This is a genomic window from Streptomyces sp. NPDC057963, from assembly GCF_042887155.1.
Lineage (GTDB): Bacteria > Actinomycetota > Actinomycetes > Streptomycetales > Streptomycetaceae > Streptomyces.
Window position 1 is genome coordinate 1 of sequence record NZ_JBHVPX010000025.1, and the last position, 20,586, is coordinate 20,586.

Below are 20,586 nucleotides of genomic sequence, written 5' to 3' on the forward strand. Positions count from 1 at the left end.
CGATCTTCAGGTGCCGCCGGAGGCTTTGGCTGCGATCGCGAAGGGGATCGATCTGGCGCATGCGGAGTTGAAGGATCTCGGGTTCATCGGTCAGGCGTCGACGGGCCGGGGGTTCTCGGATCTTGCTTTGTCGGGGCTGGAGTTGGGGCACGGCGGGCTGACGTCGGAGTTCGAGACGTTCTGCAACCGCTGGGAGTGGGGTGTGCGGGCCCTGACGCAGAAGGGGAACGGCTTCGCGCTCGGGGTCGGGTTGTCGGCGGGTTCCTTCGCGGAGCAGGAGCAGTACATCAAGGACTCGTTCAAGGTCGGGGTGAATTCCCTGAACGGGAATCCGCACCTGTCCGAGGACGAGGTGAAGGCCATGAGCTGGGACGCGATCAGCAGGCAGTCCGCTTATGACGACCCGGACTGGAGCGGGGCGTCGATACTGAAGGCGCATGAAGAGGTGAAGCAGAACTGGAAGGACACGGCCTACGACGTGGAGGACGCCGCGCTCGACTCGATGGAACGGTCCGGGCTGGTGGACCCGGCGGTGCGGGCAGCGGCGGATGAGCGGCTCAAGGAACAGCTTGATCCGTCGCAGGAGACGATTCGTCAGGCCGAGCAGCCGCGGTGGGGGGAAAGCCGCTGATGGTGGACTGGGGGAGGCTCGGCGGGGACCTTTACGACGGTGCCAGCAAGCTGGTCGACAAGGGCAAGGAGATCGTCGGCGAGGGGATCGACAAGGGCACCGATCTCGTCGGCTCCGGTCTGGAGAAGATCGGAGCCGATGAGTGGGCGGACGCGGTCGAGGACTGGGGGGGGACGAGACCGCGTCCTCGCTGGGTGCGGAGGTCGGTGAGCAGCAGCTTGGGCAGAGCGGGGAAGCGAACGAGCTGATCCACGGCAGGCCGGAGAAGATCGCCGCCACGGTGAAGAACCTCCGGGACTTCCAGCGGGCGTTCGATCTCGTCGGCGGCGGGCTGAAGAAGCTCGACTCCGGCCACTGGAAGGGTGAGGCCGCCGACGCCTTCCGGGCGAAGTTCGAGACCTTGCCCACGGACTGGCTGCGTGCGGCGGATGCGTTCGAGGACGCGGCCAAGGCGCTGGAGACGTATGCCGGGACGGTCACCGGCGCGCAGGCCAAGGCCGGTGAGGCGATCGCTCTCTACAAGGAGGGCAAGCAGGACTACGAGAGGGCTGCTGCCGCGTTCCGGGAGAAGGCCGAGGCGTACAACGCGGTCCGCAACACCGATCATCCGCTCCCGCATCCGGGAACGTTCTCCGATCCGAGCGTGGCCAAACGACAGCATGCGCAGGAGATGCTGGAGCATGCCCGGCGGGCGCGCGACGAGGCCGCCGAAGCAGCCAAGGGCGCGATCACCGCTGCGATGGCACACGCCCCGAAGGAACCCACCGGCCTGGACCGTGCCAAGCAGGAGTTCTTCGACTACGGGGTCGGGCAGGGCATTGAGCTGGCCCACTTCGGCGGCGGAATCATCAAGGGCACCGCGGGACTGGTGAACTTCGTCCGCTCGGTCAACCCGACCGACCCGTATAACCTGACGCACCCGGCCGAGTACTACAAGGGCGTCAACATGACGCTCGCCGGCCTGGTCTCCACCGCCGCCAACCCCGACCGGGCACTCAAGAACGCCTGGGACGCCGCCAAGGGCGACCCGTCCGAATTCATCGGCCGACTCGTCCCCGAGATGATCGGCACCAAGGGCGGCGGACTACTGCGCGGCGGCCTGCGGGCCGGAATGAAAGACGCCGTGAAGGAGGGGCTGAAACCGGGCCCCGGCCGTAAAGGGGTGGGCGACCCGGCGAAGCCGTCCCGTACCGAGAGGGCACCCGAGAAGGACCCGTCGGACCCGGTCGACCTGGCAACCGGCGCGATGTACCTTCCGCAGACCGATATCGTCCTGCCCGGCACACTTCCGCTCGTCTTCCGCCGGCGTGTCGCCTCCGACTACCGGGCAGGGCGCTGGTTCGGCCCGTCCTGGGCATCCACCGCGGACCAGCGCCTGGAGATCGACTCCGAAGGAATCGTCTTCATATCCGAGGACGGCCTGCTGCTGTCCTACCCCCACCCCGCACCAGGCGTCCCGGTCCTGCCCAGCCACGGCCCTGAATGGCCACTGGACGTGAACCCCGATGGCGACTACACGCTCACCGACCCGGACACGGGCCACGTCCGGCACTTCACCACACGTCACAGCACCGAAGCACTGCTCGCGCAGATCGACGACCGCAACGGCAACTGGATCATCTTCGAGTACGACGCACTCGGGACACCGACGTCGATCGTCCACCACGGCGGCTACCACCTCGAACTCACCACCGACAACGGTCGCATCATCGCCCTGCGCCTCAAAGACGGAGCCCCCGACGGCACCGACCAGCAAATCCTCGCCTACGGCTACACCGACGGCCACCTCACCGACCTCACCAACTCCTCCACCCGCCCCCTGCGCTTCAGCTACGACGAGCGCGGCCGCATCACTTCCTGGACCGACACCAACAACAGTCGCTACGACTACACTTACGACGACCAGGACCGCTGTATCGCCGAAGGTGGCGTCGAAGGCCACATGGCACTACGCCTGGACTACGACGGCACCGACACCGCGACTGGCCTACGGGTCACGACGGCGACCGCCAGCAGCGGCGCCGTCCACCGGTACCTGATCAACGACGCACACCAGATCGTCTCGGAGATCGACCCGCTCGGCGCGGTCACCCGCTTCGAACGCGACCGCCGCAACCGGCTGCTGTCCCGCACCGACCCTCTCGGCCGCATCACCCGCTTCACCTGCGACGAGACGGGACGACTGACCACTGTGGTCCGCCCCGACGGCCTGGAATCATCCGCGCAGTACAACGATCTCCGGCTACCGGTCCGCGTCACCAACCCGGACCGGACCGTGGTCGAGTACGCGTACGACGAACGCGGCAACCGAACCGCGGTCACCGACCCGTCCGGCGCCATCACCCGCGCCGTCTACAGCCAGGCCGGTCACCTGGTCTCTGTGACGGACGCACTCGGCAACACCACCCGCATCCGCAGCAACACCGCCGGCCTGCCCGTCGAGATCACCGACCCGCTCGGTGCCATCACCCGCATCACCCGCGACGCCTTCGGCCGCCCCACCACGCTCACCGACCCCCTCGGCGCAGTCACCCGCCTTGAATGGAATGTCGAAGGCAAACTCTCTCACCGCACCGATGCGGACGGCACCACACAGTCCTGGACCTACGACGGCGAGGGCAACTGCCTGACCCACATTGACGCCTCCGGCGGCGTTTCGAGCTACGAGTACACCCACTTCGACCTCCCGCTCGCCAGCACTCGGGCCGAAGGCGGCCGCTACGAGTTCGAGCACGACAACGACCTGCGCCTCACCCGGGTCACCAACCCGTTGGGCCTGAAGTGGACTTACGAGTACGACGCGGTTGGCAACATCGTGTCCGAGACCGACTTCGACGGCCGCACCCTCACCTACTGCGTGGACGCCACGGGCCAGCTCACCGAGCGGGTCGACGCCCTCGGCGGGACCATCTCGTTCGAGCGAGACCGGCTCGGCCAGGTGCTCCGCAAGAACGTCGACGGCAGGGTGACGACGTACGCGTACGACCGGGCAGGCCACCTCCTGGAGGCGGTTGGTCCGGAGAGCGAACTGCGGTACCAGTACGACCGTCGCGGACGGGTCAAGGCCGAACTTGTGGACGGCCGTCCCCTCCTCTACTCCTACGACGACCTGGGACGGCGCATCAGCCGAACCACGCCCACCGGACATGTCACCTCCTACGCTTACGACTCCGACGGCCTTCCTTCGCGGCTGACCACAGGTGGTCGGCGGGTCGACTTCACCCACGATGCCGCCGGCCGCGAGCTGGTCCGCGCCTTCGGGGACGCGATCACCATGACATCCGCCTGGGACGAGGCCGGACGGCTTGCCACGCAGCACATAACGGCGGCAGCCCAGGCCGTCAACAGCCGCGCCTATGCCTACCGCGCCGATGGGCATCTGCTCTCCGTCGCGGACCGGCTGTCGGGCACCCGCACCTTCGATCTCGACCGCATGGGCCGGGCCACCGCCGTCCATGCCCCGGGCTGGACGGAGCGGTACGCGTACGACGACGCGGGCAACCAGACCTCGGCGTCCTGGCCGGACCAGCACCCGGGCAGCGAGGCCACCGGATTACGTACCTACAGCGGCACCAACATCACCCGCGCCGGCGCTGTCCGCTTCGAACACGACGCCCTCGGCCGGGTCACCCTGCGGCAGAAGACCCGCCTGTCCCGCAAACCCGACACCTGGCGCTACACGTGGGACGCAGAGAACCGCCTCACCTCCGTCACCACCCCCGACGGGACCCGTTGGCACTACCGCTACGACCCACTGGGCCGACGCACCGCGAAGCAACGCTTGGCGGAGGACGGTGAGTCCGTGGCCGAGGAGGTCCGTTTCACCTGGGACGGCCTCACCCTCTGCGAACAGACCAGCCACCGACCGGACGGCCCAAACACGGTTGCCCTCACCTGGGACCACCGGGACGTCGTCCCACTGGCCCAGACCGAGCGCATCCTCACGGCCGACGGCCGCCAGGAGGAGATCGACCGCCGGTTCTTCGCCATCGCAACAGACCTCATCGGCACCCCGACCGAGCTGATCGACGAGTCGGGCGCCATCGCATGGCGCGGCCGCAGCACTCTGTGGGGCACCACGGCCTGGACCCGGGACAGCAGCGCGTACACCCCGCTACGCTTCCCCGGCCAGTACTTCGACCCCGAGACCGGGCTGCACTACAACTGTTTCCGTCACTACGACCCAGAGACCGGTCGCTACACCTCTCCGGACCCCCTGGGCCTGGCTCCCGCGCCGAACCCGGTCGGCTATGTGAACAACCCGTATGCCGGGTGCGACCCGTTGGGCCTCATGCCCAAGTACACGAAGGAGGAGAAGAAGGCTCAACAGGCCGGGGAAAGGGCCGCCAAGGCCGTGGACGGAATCGTCGGGAGGGCGCAGGGCGGAGCCTTCCGCAAGCACCCCAAGTACCACGGGGACGAGGGGCATGGCTTCACCGACGAACGGGTCCTGGAGATCTTGAAGAATCCGGACGCGGTGTATCAGTCGACGGGCAGCGCCGGAAAGCTCATCTTCCGGCAGGGCGAGGACATCGTCGTGACCCATGGGCCCGGCTCCCAAGCCGGCCAGGCCATCACGGCGTACGGATCTTCGGGCATCAAGGGCGAGTCCGGCGCGACGGCGCTGGGCGGTAAGGCCACGGATCCCGGAGCGCCGGTCACACATGAGGACATCGTGAGGGGAAGAATCCCCAGCAAGGACGGATTCATGCCCCGCGCGGATCGAGTGAGGCAGCACTGACCATGAGACTGACCTTTGACAACGACTGGCACGCAACGGTGGCGGGAGAACCGCTGCCCATCACGCCCTGTTTCTCGGGCGACTCTTTGTACATCGCGCACTACACGGACGTGAAGGCACGTGAGCGGTTTCTCCTGGCCACCTTCGGCAGTCAGGAATGGCTGTGGGATACGCCCGACGTCCTCCGGTTCGACAGGGAGAGCCGGAAGCTGGCCGGTGCTGAATTCCAGCTGCCGGGGGAGTCCGCTTCCACCGAGGACTCTGCCCGTGTTCCCGTCCTGCCCGCAGTAAGCCCGGGCGGGCTTACTGCGGACGAGGTACGGGACTTCCGGCTGGAGATGTGCGAGGTGCTGTGCCGTGCTCCCGGGGATGCCGTGCTGACCGGTCTGCGCGACCTCGATGTCCTCGACGAGCCACTGGAGGCCCGCGTCGGCATCGCCCCCGACACGGCCCTCCTCGTCCAGCACGGCACCGTCGTCGGCTGGAGTCTCACGGATCCCGCGCGCTACCTGACTCAGGTGTTCGCTGCCCCCGACCACAACCCGCCGTTCCCGGCCACCCGCCGACTGCTCACCGAGTGCCTGGATCTGATCACCGAGCCGTTGATCGACGACGTCATGGACGGCGAGCCCGCCGCCCTAGACCGACTCCGGGCCGCCGACCAGGCCCTGCGGGCCCAGCGCGAGGACCGCTCCCGGGTCGACGTGCTGCTCGCGCGCATCGCTAACTTGGTGGAGGACTACAGGAACTGGTGACGGTCAACCGAAGAAGCTGTGGCGAGCCTGGCACTGTAGGAAGCGTTTTGTGGATTGCGCCGGTTGTGGGCGTTCGCGTAGTTCCACATTTCGGCGGAGACCGGTGACGGGCCGCCCGCTACTGAGTGCGGGGTTATTGGCCCGGCCGGTCAAGGATGCTTTCGGTGTCGTTTCGCGCCAGTCGGCGGCCCTTTGTCGCACTGTCGTAGGTCCAGCCTTCCGGTGACACTGGCTGCTGGCGCCCGGCACATCGGACCCGTCTCGACCGTGACGCCCGCTTGACGCTCCGGACGTCTGAGGTGTCGTCGGCTGAGCCGGTAAACCGGTTCTGACCTGTGGTTTCTCCTGGCCTCGCTGCCTGCGGCATCTTTTCGATGACGCACCATGTGGAGTGCGTGGCGATCCTGGAGCCGATCAAGTAGGGCGCCCAAGCCGGGCATTTCTGGGTCCGGTCCCCCCGTTTGACTTGTTTCTGCCTGTGCAACGGGTGGAAGCGGGCGGGCTCGTCCGACCTGCGGTTTCCGAGGTCTCAGCGAGTGGTGAACCCGGCAGGGCGGGAAGGCCGCGGCGAGTTTCGACGCAGGAGTGACGCACGCCCTGAGGGGCTGTCAGCTGCGCTGGGCATGAGCTGTCGGACAGGGGCCGCGGCTGCGTACGGTGGCTCGGCCACGGAGACTACGGGACCCCAGCCCGGCAGCTCACCGAGCTGCCGGACGTCCGGGGCGCGCCGACCGGTACGGGGGAGAGCCGGTTGCTGGACTGCGCGCACGTGCGGGGGCCGTCCGGGACGGGCACGTGGCGGTCTGGCTCAGCGTGGGAAAAGTCCGGCACATGTCGTACGCCGTCCGGAGTCCGCGCGCGTGACCCGGGCCCACAAGCCCCCCTGTGCGGGAGCGATCAGGCGAAGGCGGGATCCGGCATCGCCTGGTCGGCCAGCACCCGCCAGGCCGGCAGCCGCACCGTTCGGGCCACCGGCGCGGGCTTCGCCCCGCGGCCGCCGGAGGGCAGCCCGATCAGCAGGTCACCGCGTGCGTGGGTGAGCCGCAGATGGCGGGCGGGATCCTGCCCGGGCAGGGGGCCTGTGTCGATGAGCACCGCCGTGTTCTCCCCGTCCACCGTGAACAGCAGGTCCACCCTGTGCCCGCCGACCACCGTCGCGCGTTCCAGGTCGGTAATGCCACGGGTACCGAGGTACTCCTGGAGACGGTCGGCTAGCTCCTCGCGGAATTTGAGTGCCGCCGGGGGACCAGGGGCCGTGTCCTGGTGTGCGGAGGCCCCCGCACGCAGCACCGTCGAGCGCTCCGCGAGCAGGGCCGGCAGGCCCGCCTGCCCCTGCCAGAAGCGATGGCTCCCCACCGTGATCAGCTGCGACTTCGCCCGGGTGACCGCGACGTTCCAGAGGTTGACCTGGCTCGCCACCCAGTGCGTCGTCTTCGGCGGGGTGTTGTCCGCGGCCACCGGGCTCAGGACCATGACGTCACGCTGACCGCCCTGGAAGGCATGCACCGTACCGACCCGGACCCGGTCGTCACCCGCCCACACCCGGGCCAGCACCTCCTTCTGCGCGCGGAACGGTGTCACCACCCCGACCGTGGCGTCCTCGGGCAGCCGTACCAGCAGCTCGTCCACCGTCCGCCGCACCTGGTCCGCCTCGGCCGGGTTGCGCCAGGACCGTCCGCCGCTGCCCGCCGCGGACTCGCCGTGCGGCACGTCCACCCAGCCGAGCACCGGAGCCGGATCGGCCACCCCCGCCGGATCGACCGGCGGCACCTGACTGCGGACATCGGTCAGGACCTGCAACTGGCCCGCATAGCAGTAGCCGTTGACCACATCCGCGATCCGCGGATGGCACCGGTAGTGCTCGTCGAGCAGCAGCGCCGCCTCACCGTGCTGCGCGGCCGCGTGGTACGAGGCGTACACGTGGTAGGCCAGCCGGTGGTCCTCCAACTGCGCGGCGGTCAGGCCCGCCCGAACCCGTGCCTGCCGCTCCTGCGCCGGACTGATCCCGGGAATGTGCCCGAGCTGCATCGGGTCGCCGATGATCAGCGCCCGCTTCGCCCGGAACAACAAAGGCAGCACCGACGGGATCGAGCACTGGCTCGCCTCGTCAATCACCACGAGGTCGAAAAGCTTCGGGGAAAGTTCGAGCTGGCGCACCGAGTGCGTACTGATGGCCCACGCCTTCAGGTGCACCATCAGATTGCGCTGGCTCTTCTGGAAACCCGAGCGCCGGCGCAGCGCCTGGAGCCGCTGGTTCATCAGCGACCGGCCCCGCACCATGGACTCGGCGGCCACGGAATGCGCCAGCTCCCCCGACACCGCGGAGGACGCGGTCGCGCTCTCCAACCGAGCCTGCTTCAGCGCGTCCTCGTCCCAGGCCAGGTGTGCAGGAACGAGCTCCCGCAGGGCCCGCTCCATTGCCACGGTCTCCGCGAGGTCGAGCAGCAGCTGGGGAGAGACCGGGCGCTGCGAGGCCCAGACCGGCCACGAAGCCTCGGATCCGCCGCCGGACGAACCCACGAGGGCTGCGAGAGCCCGCCCACGGCGCCACCCGCCCAAGGCCAGCGATCCGGCTCCGGCGGCCCTCCGGGCGCGTTCCTCCCAGCGGGCGAGCGCAGCCGGCTCCTTCGCCGCGCAGGCTCTCTCCAGCACCCGTACGGGCAGTGCGAGCGCGTCCGCCCGTCGGGCCCGCTCACGTACCAGCTCCAGCAGGCGCGCCTCCTCGTCGACCCGGCCTGCCGCCTCCGCCCGGAGCGCAGCCGAACGCGCGTGGCGGTTGCGCAGCTCACCGGCCACGGTCGCGGCGCCCCGGGCCGGGGCCGCGACCGGCTCGGCCAGCAGTCCGGCCAGCTTCGCTGCCTCCCGCTCCCGGGCTTCCACGTTCCCGGTCCGCATGAGCAGGCCGGGCGAGATCTCGTCGCACCGCTCGGCCACCACGTCGACGGCCTCGTTGTTCGTGGACGCGACGAGTACGGACTGACCGGCGGCGACGGCGGTCGCCACCACGGCCGTCACCACCTCGCTCTTGCCGGTACCGGGCGGGCCGGTCGCGACGGTGAGCCTGCGGGTCATCGCCGAGGAGATCACCTGCTCCTGGCTCTCGTTGCACGGGCCGGGGGAAACCACCGTCACGGCCGCCGTGTCACGCCCCGTGCCGTCACCACTGCCGTCGCCGCCGGTCAGGAGGGCATCCAGCGCGGTACCTGCGATCTGACCGGCGCGCGTGGACATCTGGAGCAGGTTGTCCACCAAGCCCTCGGTCGCGACCCGCTCCATGCCGGAAGGCGCCAGCAGCACGGCGGCGTTGTGGGCACCGGGCCGCAGCGAGTCCAACACGGACCGCTCGCTGAGTGAGGAGAGGTCGAGCGGCTCCAGCTCCGGAACGCCGAGCTCGGTCAGGAGCTCCCGTACCGCCTTGACCATCTGGGCGCCGTTGCCCTCCTGCCAGCTCGGCTGCCAGTGGGTCAGCAGCTCGGCGGCCCCGTCGTCGGACAGCAGCTCGGTGACCACGCCGTTGTGCAGAGACGGGATCCCGCTCGGACGCAGCAGGTCGCGGCCGTTCTCGTCCGGGGTGAGCTCCATCGGCTGGACCAGCAGCGGCGCGATCCGCACCGCTGCCCGTCGGCGGCCGTCTCCGCCGCGTTCGGGAAGGGTGATCGCGGGATACCCGTACCAGTACTCCTGGAGTCCGGCCCCGCCGGCCTGCGCACCCGTGGTTTTCGGCTTGGGCAACTGTCCGGGGGCGGGGAAGGAGTGCCCGAGGCCGGACTGGATCGTCTCCGGGCCCCGGCCCAGCAGGAAGTACGCAGAGTCCCGGTTGCTGTCGCGGTCGGGCATCATGCCGGATGCCGCCTGGGCGCCGAGGCAGTGCGCGTAGTACCGCAGCAGCCGCTGCCGGTCGACGCCCTCCCCGGCGTCCTGGGCGGCCAGCTGCCGCGCCTTCAGCAGGGTGGGGGAGACCCCGGACTGCGGGGCGCCGTGGGCCGCGTCGCGCGGCGGCGCGGGAAGGCTGACGGCACGGGCCACCGAGCGCGCGAAGGGCAGCGAGTGGGTGGCCCGGATCGTGGACTTGGTCGGCCGCTGCTCCTCAGGGATGCCTTTGATCACCATTTGCGCGGTCAGGTACTCGAAGAGGTCGTCGGGGGTGATCCAGCCGCCCTCCTTGATCCGCCCGCTCCGCAGCCCTTCCACGATCTCCCCGGTGAACCGGGAGGTACCGAGGGAAGACCCCTCCGGTGCCATCGCGGACGCGGCCTGCAGGGCGTCGGAGGCGGTGATGAAGTACACGCCGGTCGGGCGCAGCAGCGTACTGGGCGCAGGCTGTTCGTGGGTGTCCGGGCCACCCTTGGCCGTCCACCCCTGGACGACGGACCCGCTGGAGCAGCAGTCCAGCAGCACCAGCTTGGACGCGGCCCGGCAGGTCTGGAGCATCCGCTCCAGGAACTCGGCCGGGACCGCGGTGCCCGGCAGGTCGTCCGGGTCAGCGTCCCGGGTCAGAAAGTACAGCTGCCCGTCTGCCTCGCAGAACTGGCCGTGCCCGCTGAAGTACAGCAGCGCCGTCTCGCTGGGCCGCCGCTCCTCCAGGAACTGCTCGACGGCGTACAGCATTTCGGCGCGGGTCGGCTCGGGGACCATCGCGCAGTCGTTGTACATGCCGATCTCGGTGCTCTCCAGCACCGCCTGCATGTAGTGCAGGTCTGCCCGGACGGGCGGCAGGTCGTGGTAGCGGTCGCTGTCGTACGTGGATACGCCGATGAGCATGGCGTACCGGTCGTTGTCGCTCACTGCGCGCCCGGCCCCGCATCGGCGCCGTTCTCGTCGCCGGCCTCGGCCGCACCGTCGGCCAGGAATCTGTCGATCAGCTCGCTGTCCGCCCGGGCCTCCTTGCCGGACACCCTCAGCATCGCCCCGTCCGCCCGGGTGATGACGATGGCCCGCTGGGGTACGCGGGCCAGCCAGACCTGAATGCCGGCGGCGACGAGCGAGCCCCCGCTGAAGACCAGTCCGATCAGGTCGGTGACCGGGCCGCCCTTGGCGGTCTCGTCCTCAGGCCGGGGGCGCGGGATGTCGAGCGCGGCCCGTGGATCGGTGTCGGCCAGGGCGGCGAGCAGCTCGCGCGCTTCGCGCCGGGCGCGCAGCGGGTCCTCGTCGAGGATGGCGATGCGGTGGCCGGCGGCGTCCGGGCCAGTGGTGGTGCTCACGTTCTTCGTCCCCCCAGGTCTTCCCCGTGCGGCGGATACACGGACGGGCGAGCGTACCGAAGACCCCCGACAACGAACCTGCCAGTTTCCTGAAACCTGCTGGTCATTGGCCTGAAACGGTCAGCTTCGCCTGGATGGCCTTACCGGGCGCCCCGGCACGCGGCGCCACCGAGAGGACTCTTGATCAGGGGTTCTGGGGCGGCGCAAAGGCTGTCGCCAGACCCTTGGCGCACGTGACAGCTCGGCGGCGCCCGGTGACGCTCGTTTGACGCACGGCGCTAAGGCAGTGGTCAGGTGTGTGTGCTGACCTGCATGTGTATCGGCTGTCTGAATTTCCGCACGTTCCCGATGACGCATCATGTGGGGTGCGCGGCGACCTTCGAACCAGTCGCAAAGGCCGTCCGACCTGAAGGTTCGGGTGGTGTGCGGTATGTGTGCCGTGGGGGTTACGGGCGATGTCCTGGCGCTGAAATGACGCTCCCCGAGGCATCTTGACGCCCGTTCCGATGAGTCGTCAGCATCTTGGATCGCGGGTCGGACGGTTCGCCGTCCCCGCGGCGAGGGGCGGTACGGCCTGAGCCGGGTCACTGGACCGGAGGCCCGGTTCATCGCCCCACCCCAATCGAGCACATCGATATTGGCCGACCGGACAGATCCCGCCGCGGCGCAACTCACGATGCTGGGCAGATGCGTCGACTGGAGGTGTCCGCCGTGACAGAACACCGCGCCGTGGTGAATCGAACCACTGGGCAGGAGGACGGTGCCCGGCCGGAGAGCCGGGAACGAGAGCGTGCGGCCGCGATGATCGCTGACATCGAGCGGCTGGTGCGCTGCGAGTCCCCCTCGGACGACCTGGCCGCGGTCGCCCGCAGCGCCGAGCTGGTGGCCCGGATCGGTGCCGGTCACCTCGGGGCCGAGGCGGAGCGGGTAGTAGTCGACGGATGCACCCATGTGCGGTGGCGCTTCGGCCGGACCCCGCGCGTGCTGCTCATCGGGCACCACGACACGGTGTGGCCGGTCGGGTCGTTGAAGAGTCACCCGTTCGAGGTCCGCGACGGAGTGCTGCGCGGACCCGGTTGCTTCGACATGAAGGCCGGCCTGGTGATGGCGTTCCACGCCTTGGCGGACCTGATGGGCACGGGGGCACGGACGCGTGTGCCCGGACCCGGGGCCGCACATCCGCTGGACGGTGTCACCCTCCTCGTCACCGGTGACGAGGAGCCGGGTTCGCCCTCGTCCCGGGAGCTCATCGAAGCCGAGGCCCGCTCCCACGCTGCCGCCCTCGTACTGGAGGCCGCCGGACCGGGTGGGGCCCTGAAGACGGAACGCAAAGGGGTGTCGCGCTACGAGGTGCTGGTCCGAGGACGTGCCGCCCACTCCGGCCTTGAGCCGGAACGCGGCGTGAACGCGACGATCGAGGCCGCCCACCAGATCCTGGCCGTGGCCGCACTGGGCGATGCGGCACACGGTACGACTGTCACGCCGACCCGCCTGGAGGCGGGCACCACGAGCAACACCGTCCCCGCCTCCGCACGCTTCGACGTCGACGTCCGCATACGGGACGCGGCAGAGCAGCACCGGGTGGACCGAGCGATGCGCGAGCTGCGGGCCCGGCTGGCCGGCGCAGCCGTGGAGGTCACAGGCGGTCCGAACCGGCCGCCCCTGCAGGCCGCCGCGTCGAAGGATCTCTTTGCGCGGGCGTGCCGGCTCGCGACGGACCTCGGGCTCGGCCCGCTCACACAGGTGGCCGTCGGCGGCGCCTCCGACGGAAATCTCGCCGCGGGAGTCGGCACCCCCACCCTCGACGGCCTGGGAGCGGTGGGCGGCGGCGCGCATGCCGACGACGAACATCTGCTCGTCGCGGAGCTGCCGCGGCGGACCCGACTGCTCACCGCGTTGGTGGCCGACCTCCTGGCACCGCAGGACGGCTGTCCGCCCGGACGAAGCGGGAGCACGCATCCTGTGCCCTCGAACCAGCTGCGCGGAGACCGGGGTTGAAACCATGACCTGCGTGACCGATCTCCTGCGCGACCGCACCGAATCCCCGCCCGTCGACGCGGCGTACGCCGCGGCCGAGACCGCCGCGCGCGTCGCGGGCATCGACATCCGTTCCCTGGACAGTGTCAGTGAGCTCGAGGCCGCTCGGCGCCTGTACGAGCGGATCTGGCGCACCGGCGAGAACAGCCCGGTGGTCACCGCCGACCTGCTGCGTGCGCTGGCGAAGGCGGGCAGTTACGTCAGCGGCGCCTTCGTGGGGGACGAACTGGTCGGCTCCTGCTTCGGGTTCTTCTCCCCGCCGGCGCGCGCGGCCCTGCACAGCCACATCGCGGGGGTGCTGCCCCACGTGCGGCGGCGCAACGTCGGATTCGCCCTGAAACTGCACCAGCGGGCCTGGACGCTGGCGCGGGGTGTGGGCGAGATCTGCTGGACGTACGACCCCTTGGTGCGCCGCAACGCGTACTTCAACATCGCCAAGCTGGCTGCCGAGCCCGCCGAGTACCTGCCGGACTTCTACGGCCCCATCGACGACGGGATCAACCGCAGCGACGACAGCGACCGGATTCTGGTGCGGTGGCGTCTGGCGTCTTTGGACGCCGAGTCGGTCTGCGCCGGGCGGCCCAGACCGGCCGACGCGGAAGCCGCCCGGTCGCGCGGAGCGAGCGTCGCCCTCGGAGTCTCCGCCACGGGCGCGCCGTCGGTGGGGCGCACCGGCGGCAACGCACGCACCCTGCTGGTGGCCGTACCCGAAGACATCGAGGCACTGCGCGAGAGCGACCCGGCGTGCGCCGTGAGCTGGCGCACGGCGGTACGGGACGTGCTGGCCGGACTGCTCGCCGACGGCGCGCGGGTGCGCGGCTTCGACCCGGCGGGCTGGTACGTCGTGGACCGCGGAAGCCCGACGCAGGTCGCCGGCGGCACGCGCGTGCACGGAACACACCACGACGAAGCACCACAGGAGACAGCGTGAAGGTCACCGGAGTCGAACTGCGCACCATCAAGGCACCCCTCGTATCCCCGTTCCGCACCTCGTTCGGCACCGAGACCGTGCGGGAGGCCCTCCTGGTGCGCGTCGTCACCGACGAGGCCGAGGGCTGGGGCGAGTGCGGCGCGGGCACCGCTCCTCAGTACTCGTCGCAGTACACGCACGCCGCCGCGGACGTCCTCGGCCGCTTCCTGGTCCCGGCGCTCGCCGGGGTGGCCGACCTCGACGCCCACCGGGTCGCCCCGGCCCTGGCCGCCTTCAAGGGGCACCGCATGGCCAAGGCCGCCCTGGAGACGGCGGTGCTGGACGCGGACCTGCGGGCCCGGGGAGTGCCCCTCGCACACGCCCTCGGCGCGGTCCGCGACAGAGTGCCGTGCGGGGTGTCAGTGGGGATCACGGAGTCGGTACCCGCGCTCCTCGACGCCGTCGCCGGATACCTGGACGCCGGCTATCTGCGGATCAAGCTGAAGATCGAACCCGGCTGGGACGTCGAGCCGGTGCGCGCCGTCCGCGAACGGTTCGGCGACATCCTGCTGCAGGTGGACGCCAACGCCGCCTATCGGCGCGGCGACGCCCGCCATCTGGCCCGGCTCGACCCGTTCGCCCTCCTGATGCTGGAGCAGCCTCTCGCGGAGGACGACCTCCTCGGCCACGCGGAACTCGCGAAGCGCATCACCACCCCGATCTGCCTCGACGAGTCGATCGTCTCCGCCCGCGCCGCCGCCGACGCGCTCGCGCTCGGCGCCTGCCACGTGGTCAACATCAAGCCGGGCCGCGTCGGCGGCTATCTGGAGGCGCGGCGGATCCACGACGTCTGCGCGGCGCACGGCGTCCCCGTCTGGTGCGGCGGCATGCTCGAGACGGGACTGGGCCGCGCCGCCAACGTGGCGCTTGCCGCACTGCCCGGGTTCGTGCTGCCCGGCGACACCTCGGCCTCCGACCGCTACTACCGGACCGACATCACCGCACCGTTCCACCTCGTGGACGGACATCTCGCCGTGCCGACCGGGCCGGGCCTCGGCGTCACCCCCGTCCCGGAGATCCTGGACGAGGTGACGGACTCGACGACCTGGGTGCCCGTCCCCTGACGCCCTCACCGCGCCGGCCCGTTCGTCCGTGTGGACGAACGGGCTGGCATCATTACGTCATGCGCGACCAATTCCGATGCCGGTGGGCCGGGCTAGTTTCGGCCCCGTGCTCATTCCCGTGACCAGCCTTCCGCGAGCGAGCCTCGCGCGTGTCCTGGAGGAACTCGGTTCCACCCTGCTCGACGTGGTCTGCGGTGACGCGGAACGCGCCGACGGCATCGGCGGAGTCGTCATCCACGACCCACTCGACGAGCCGGAACTCCCGGACAACGCACTGGTACTGGGCGTAGCGCTGCACGACCTCTCCGACATCGCCCGAGTCGTCACCCGCCTGGGGCAGCGCGGCGCCGCCGCCCTGGTGGTACGCGCGCCCCTCACCGCCGACGAGACGCTGACCGACGCGGCCGAGGCGTCGGGCGTGGCCGTGCTCTCCTTCGCCCGCGGCGCCTCCTGGACGCACCTGGCGGGGATGCTCCGGACGCTGACGACCGATAGCAACCGGCACGACATGGTTGGTCACACGGCCGGCCGGATCGAGTCCGGCGACCTCTTCGCGGTCGCCAACGCGATTGCCGCGCTGCTGGACGCGCCCGTCACCATCGAGGACCGCAACTCGCGCCTGCTGGCCTTCTCCAGCCGGCAGGAGGACATCGACCCCTCGCGGGTCCAGACGATCCTGGGCCGGCAGGTCCCCGAGCACTACACGCGCATCCTTGAGGAACGCGGGGTGTTCCAGGCGATCTACCGCAGCGACCGCCCCGTCTTCGTCGCGTCCCTCCCCGGGTCGGGCGACGCGACACAGCCGCCCGAACTGCCGCGCGCGGCGATCGCCGTGCGCGCCGGGGACGAGATCCTCGGTGCGATCTGGGTGGTCGTCGCCGAGCCGCTGAGCGAGGACCGCAGCGAAGCACTCTACGAGGCGTCCAAGCTGGTCGCGATGCACATGGTGTGGCAGCGCGCGGACGCGGACATGGAAAGGCGGCAGCGCGCGGAGCTGCTGGCCACCGCACTGGAGAGCGGCCCTGGATCACCCGAGGCGATCCGCCGCCTCGGCCTGAAGGACGAGCCCGCCGTCGTTCTCGCACTCACCGTCGTCGACGCGGCGAATGAACACCGGCTGCCCGCCCGTACCGCCACCGAACGCAAACGCCTCGCTGACGCGTTCGCCATGCATCTGGCCGCGGTGCACCCGCGCGCCACCGCGGCGCTGATCGGCGACATCGCGTACGGCATCCTGCCCCTTCTTCCGCAGAACCGGCACGACGCCGAGGAACGGGCGGCCCGCATCGCCACCGAGTTCCTGGCCCGCGTGGGCTCCCGGCTGCGCCCCGTGATCGGCGTAGGGCCGTACGCCGAGGACAGTGCGGCGCTGGCCCGGTCGCGTACCGGAGCCGAACGGGCGTCGCGCGTCCTGCGGTCGGGAACCGCCGGGCAGTCGGTCGCCCGCCTGGACGACGTCCACGTCGAGGCACTGCTGCTGGAGCTCGCCGACCTCGTCCCGCGCGGGGACCTGCCCAGCGGCGTCGTCGCACGCGTCATCGCCTACGACGGGATCCACGAGACCAACCTGGCCGAGACGCTGCGGAGTTGGCTCGACGCCTTCGGCGATGTCGCCACGGCCGCCGCCTCGATGTTCGTGCACCCCAACACGTTCCGCTACCGGCTTCGGCGCGCGGCGGAGGTCGGCCGGATCGACCTCAACGACCCGTCCGCACGCCTCTCGGCCATGCTGCAGCTGCACCTGATGTCGCTCAGGTCCGCCCCGGACGGCGGATGAGCGGACAGGCCGTCCCGCCCGCTCATCCGGAAGCTTCCTGACGGCCCAGACCGAGTGTCCTGATCAGGAAGGCCAGCCACTCGGCGTCCTGTGCGGCCGCGACCTCGTACGACGTCGCCGCGCCATGCCCGGCGTTGTCGAAGACGTGCAGGAGGATCGGCGCGTCCCCTTCCTGTGCCGCCTGGAGGCGGGCGGCGAACTTGCGCGCATGCCAGGGAGGACACCGCGGATCGGTCGCCCCGGCCTGAAGATAGACCGCCGGGAAGACGCCGGGGCCGACCAGTTGGTAGGGCGAGAGCCGCAGCAGCCGCCGTACTTCCGCAGGATCGTCCGGATCCGCCCACGCCTTGCGGATGACGAAGTCCAGATAGGGATCGCGGGTGCCCCCGATGAGGTCGAGGAGCGGTGCCATCGGCAGCACGGCACACCACAGCTCGGGGCGCGTGGTGAGGGCGACCCCGCACATGAGACCGCCGTCGGAGCCACCGGTCAGCGCGAGCCGCTCGGGTGTGGTGGACCCTGTGGCGATGAGGTGCTCGGCGACGGCGATGAGGTCGCGGTCGCGCACGTGCTTGCGTTCCCGGTGCGCGGCCAGGTACCAGTCGCGGCCGAACTCGCCGCCCCCGCGCAGATGCGCCTGTACGAGCACGCCGCCGGCCGCGACGAAGGCGGCCATCTCGGGCTGGTACTGCGGCAGCAGAGGCACGTTCGCCGCTCCGTACGCGGAGATCAGCGTGGGCGCGGGCTGCGTCGGGTCGCTGCCCGCCGGTCGCACCACGTGGTAAGGGATCTCCACGCCGTCGAGTGCGACGGCCCGCTCGAACGTCACGTCGGCGTCGAGGGTGACCGCCGGGGCCGACAGCGTCTCGATGTCCGCCTCTTCCGGACGGTGCCGATAGACGCCCCAGGAGCTGGTCGGGGTGGAGAAGGCGAAGACGAAGTCGTCCGGGGGAGGGCCCACGGCCAGGCCGGTCAGGGCGAAGAACGGTGCGGAGAGCGCCCCCTGCCCGGGCAGCGGAACCTCCCCGGTGACGGCGCCGGAGCGGTCGAGGATCCGTACCCGGGCGCACGTCCGGTCGAACTCACTGAGGTACAGATGGTCACCGACCGGGGACAAGGACCGCAGCACCGTCTCGCCCTCGGGCACCAGCTCCGTCCACGAGGCAGGGTCGTTGGGGTCGGCGGCGTCCAGCGGGAGCGCAACCACGCGCCCGCGGGGTGCCGCTACATCGGTCACCGCGACGTAGCGGTCGCCGACGATGTGTCCGGCGACGGTCCCGGCGCAGTCGGTGACGAAGGGCCGCCAGGGGGTCGCGGGCCGGGACAGATCGCGTACGGCGACCGGAACAGGACTGCCCACCCGGTGACTTGCGACGGCCCAGCGGCCGTCGGCCGAGAACTGCACGAGTGTGTACTCCTGGGAGCCCTCACCGACCGGGACCGGTTCCACCGCGGTGCTGCCCGCGCTGTCCCGCGTGGCGAGCCGGTGACGGTACACGGCCTGCCGGAACTCGTGCGGCGAACCGGTCAGGGCGAGGAAGAAGAAGCCGCTGCTGTCGGGCAGCCACGACACGCCACCGGCCCACGCGCTGTGCAGGACCTGCCGCGGCGCGCCGTCCAGTACGCGCCCCGAGTCCACCTCGATGAGCCGGACCGTGTTGTGCTCGCTGCCGTCGGTGCAGACGCCCAGGGCCAGGACGCGACCGTTCGGCGACGGCGCGAGCCAGGACAGGAACGCGGGGTTCTGCCCGTCTCCGAACGCGGTCAGGTCGACCACCGGCCGGCCCGCGCCGAACGGCCGGTCGGCGACGACCACGCCGGGCGCCGCCGCACCGGGAGCGGTCACGGCGCGGAACCAGCGGCCCGCCGCGAACCTCGGCAGTGCCGGGCGGGATCCGGCGTCGTAGGTCTCGATCAGCTTCCGTACGGCCGCCGGGTCCTGCCCGTCGTAGGCGATCGAAGTGGCGAGTCCGGCCTGTCGGCGCTGCCACCGCTGCACCTCGTCGGTCTCCGGCTCCAGCCACCGGTACGGGTCCGGCACCCGGACGCCCGCGACGTCCTCGAAGACGTCGACGGTCCGTGCGGGCGGATACGGCGGAGGGCTGCTGTTCACTGTGACTCCGACTCCTCGGTGTCCCGGAGACGGTCGAGGTCTCCGGGACGCATGGACTGATCTGCTGGTGCATCTGCGTCTGCGTCCGGGGCCGCCTCGGAGCCCGCTCGCGCGGCCGCGGCGAACTCCGCACGCAGCCGCTCGAACGCCCCGGGGATCCGGTTCACCTGCCGGACGTGGAGCAGTGCGTCGTAGGCGGCCGGGAAGTCGTCGACGGGGTCGAGCTCCCCACCGCCGAGCGTCCCCTCGACGCCGTCGAAGAACCCGGCGGGCGCGCGGCGCGGATCGAGGAGGGCCACCTCCGGGCCGAGACGGTCGAGCCGCGATTCGACGGACTCCGGCGTCAGGGTCCGCGCCCCGAGCGTGACGTCGCAGTCGAACGGGCGCGACGACCGCTGGGTGAAGGTGACTTCGGGCCCGGAGCCGTACGTCATCCCGATGACGACGAGGTCCGCTCCCAGCTCGGAAGAGAGCAGACCGCCCAGCGTCGGCCGACCGTGCAGCGGTGTACGGCGGACGTGTGCGTTGTGGGCGCTCACCACGATGCGCCGCTCCCGGCGCAGGATCCACTCCACGCTGCGCGCCATGAACGCCTCCCGCGGATAGGGACCCTCCGGGGAGGGCCCGTCCTCGTCGGCCTCGGCGACGAAGGCTTCGAGCGAGGCCGCGCACCACAGGGCGATCTCGGCGTCCTCGTCGTCCGGGCCGCTGTGCCGGCGGAAGCGGAGTGCGCGCTCGTCCAGTCCGCGAAGGCCGTCGAGCAGCCGGGCACGGTCCGAGGAGGACATCGCCGCGTAACGGACCGCCGCCTGCGACCGGTCGCCCAGATCGCTCAGCCGCAGCAACTCCTCGTCGCCCGGGTGTGCGGGCAGCCGGTCGAGGCAGGCACGGACCGCCGGGCCGGGGGAGGTGGACGAGCCGGGCAGGTCCATTCCGTAGAACGCGACCTTCGCCGACCCGCCGGAGTTGCGCCGGCGCATCCAGCGCAGTTGCCTCCGCATCGGCTCGCACTCGCCGAAGCGGTAGGTGACGCCGTCCCGGGCGACGGTCTCGACCCGTCCCGGCCCGCCGTCGATCCATTCGTCGACGGCCAGCCCCTCGGCGAAACCGGACTCCAGGACCAGCCCGGTGAACCCGCACTCCCGGACCAGGAACCGGAACAGCAGGTCCCTGAGCCCGTAGAACTCCGTGATGTTGTGCGCGCCCTCGCCGAGCGCCACCACCCGTGCTCCGCCTATCAGTTGACGCAGCGCAGCCATGTCCGCAGACCTGTCGTGGAACGTATCCATGACGGCTC

Annotated in this window: 12 protein-coding genes; 8 read left to right on the forward strand and 4 right to left on the reverse strand. The window is 70.7% G+C overall.

Annotated features, from left to right (window positions below):
• The 4 genes from ACFVT1_RS34675 to ACFVT1_RS34690 form a co-directional block, all read left to right on the forward strand.
• On the forward strand, positions 1-631 hold a 631-nt coding region (locus tag ACFVT1_RS34675), incomplete at its 5' end, for a hypothetical protein (RefSeq protein ID WP_389802991.1).
• The gene (locus ACFVT1_RS34680; protein WP_389802993.1) at positions 631-879 is read left to right on the forward strand and encodes a putative T7SS-secreted protein; all 249 of its coding nucleotides are present in this window, start codon (positions 631-633) and stop codon (positions 877-879) included. The genes ACFVT1_RS34675 and ACFVT1_RS34680, both read left to right, overlap by 1 nt.
• The gene (locus ACFVT1_RS34685) at positions 774-5,372 is read left to right on the forward strand and encodes a putative T7SS-secreted protein (RefSeq protein ID WP_389802996.1); all 4,599 of its coding nucleotides are present in this window, start codon (positions 774-776) and stop codon (positions 5,370-5,372) included. Before ACFVT1_RS34680 ends, ACFVT1_RS34685 begins: the two co-directional genes overlap by 106 nt.
• 2 nt (positions 5,373-5,374) lie before the next feature.
• Positions 5,375-6,127, forward strand: a complete 753-nt coding sequence (locus ACFVT1_RS34690; RefSeq protein ID WP_389802999.1) for a hypothetical protein — start codon at positions 5,375-5,377, stop codon at positions 6,125-6,127.
• An 897-nt stretch (positions 6,128-7,024) separates the two neighbouring features.
• Here ACFVT1_RS34690 and ACFVT1_RS34695 read toward each other — a convergent pair.
• A complete protein-coding gene (locus ACFVT1_RS34695) occupies positions 7,025-10,912 on the reverse strand; it encodes an AAA domain-containing protein (protein ID WP_389803001.1) in 3,888 nt (1,295 codons plus the stop codon).
• A complete protein-coding gene (locus tag ACFVT1_RS34700) occupies positions 10,909-11,328 on the reverse strand; it encodes a hypothetical protein (protein WP_389803004.1) in 420 nt (139 codons plus the stop codon). Before ACFVT1_RS34700 ends, ACFVT1_RS34695 begins: the two co-directional genes overlap by 4 nt.
• Positions 11,329-12,129: 801 nt before the next feature.
• On the opposite strand from ACFVT1_RS34700, the gene ACFVT1_RS34705 reads away from it, so the two are divergent.
• The 4 genes from ACFVT1_RS34705 (at position 12,130) to ACFVT1_RS34720 (ending at position 17,176) form a co-directional block, all read left to right on the forward strand.
• Positions 12,130-13,326 carry a M20 family metallopeptidase gene (locus tag ACFVT1_RS34705; protein WP_389803127.1) on the forward strand — a complete coding sequence of 399 codons (1,197 nt, stop codon included), beginning with the start codon at positions 12,130-12,132 and terminating at the stop codon, positions 13,324-13,326.
• Between the two features lie 13 nt (positions 13,327-13,339).
• A complete protein-coding gene (locus ACFVT1_RS34710) occupies positions 13,340-14,296 on the forward strand; it encodes a GNAT family N-acetyltransferase (protein WP_389803007.1) in 957 nt (318 codons plus the stop codon).
• Positions 14,293-15,399 carry an o-succinylbenzoate synthase gene (gene menC, locus ACFVT1_RS34715; protein WP_389803010.1) on the forward strand — a complete coding sequence of 369 codons (1,107 nt, stop codon included), beginning with the start codon at positions 14,293-14,295 and terminating at the stop codon, positions 15,397-15,399. Before ACFVT1_RS34710 ends, menC begins: the two co-directional genes overlap by 4 nt.
• Before the next feature lie 106 nt (positions 15,400-15,505).
• On the forward strand, positions 15,506-17,176 hold the full coding sequence (locus tag ACFVT1_RS34720; RefSeq protein ID WP_389803012.1) for a PucR family transcriptional regulator: 1,671 nt from the start codon (positions 15,506-15,508) through the stop codon (positions 17,174-17,176).
• 22 nt (positions 17,177-17,198) lie between these two features.
• Here ACFVT1_RS34720 and ACFVT1_RS34725 read toward each other — a convergent pair whose 3' ends face one another.
• Together ACFVT1_RS34725 and ACFVT1_RS34730 are read right to left on the reverse strand one after the other, a co-directional pair.
• Complete coding sequence (locus ACFVT1_RS34725; RefSeq protein WP_389803015.1) at positions 17,199-19,289, reverse strand: prolyl oligopeptidase family serine peptidase; 2,091 nt, start codon at positions 19,287-19,289, stop codon at positions 17,199-17,201.
• Positions 19,286-20,578 (reverse strand): erythromycin esterase family protein, encoded by a 1,293-nt coding sequence (locus ACFVT1_RS34730; RefSeq protein ID WP_389803018.1) that lies wholly within the window; start codon positions 20,576-20,578, stop codon positions 19,286-19,288. Before ACFVT1_RS34730 ends, ACFVT1_RS34725 begins: the two co-directional genes overlap by 4 nt.
• Positions 20,579-20,586: the final 8 nt, after the last annotated feature.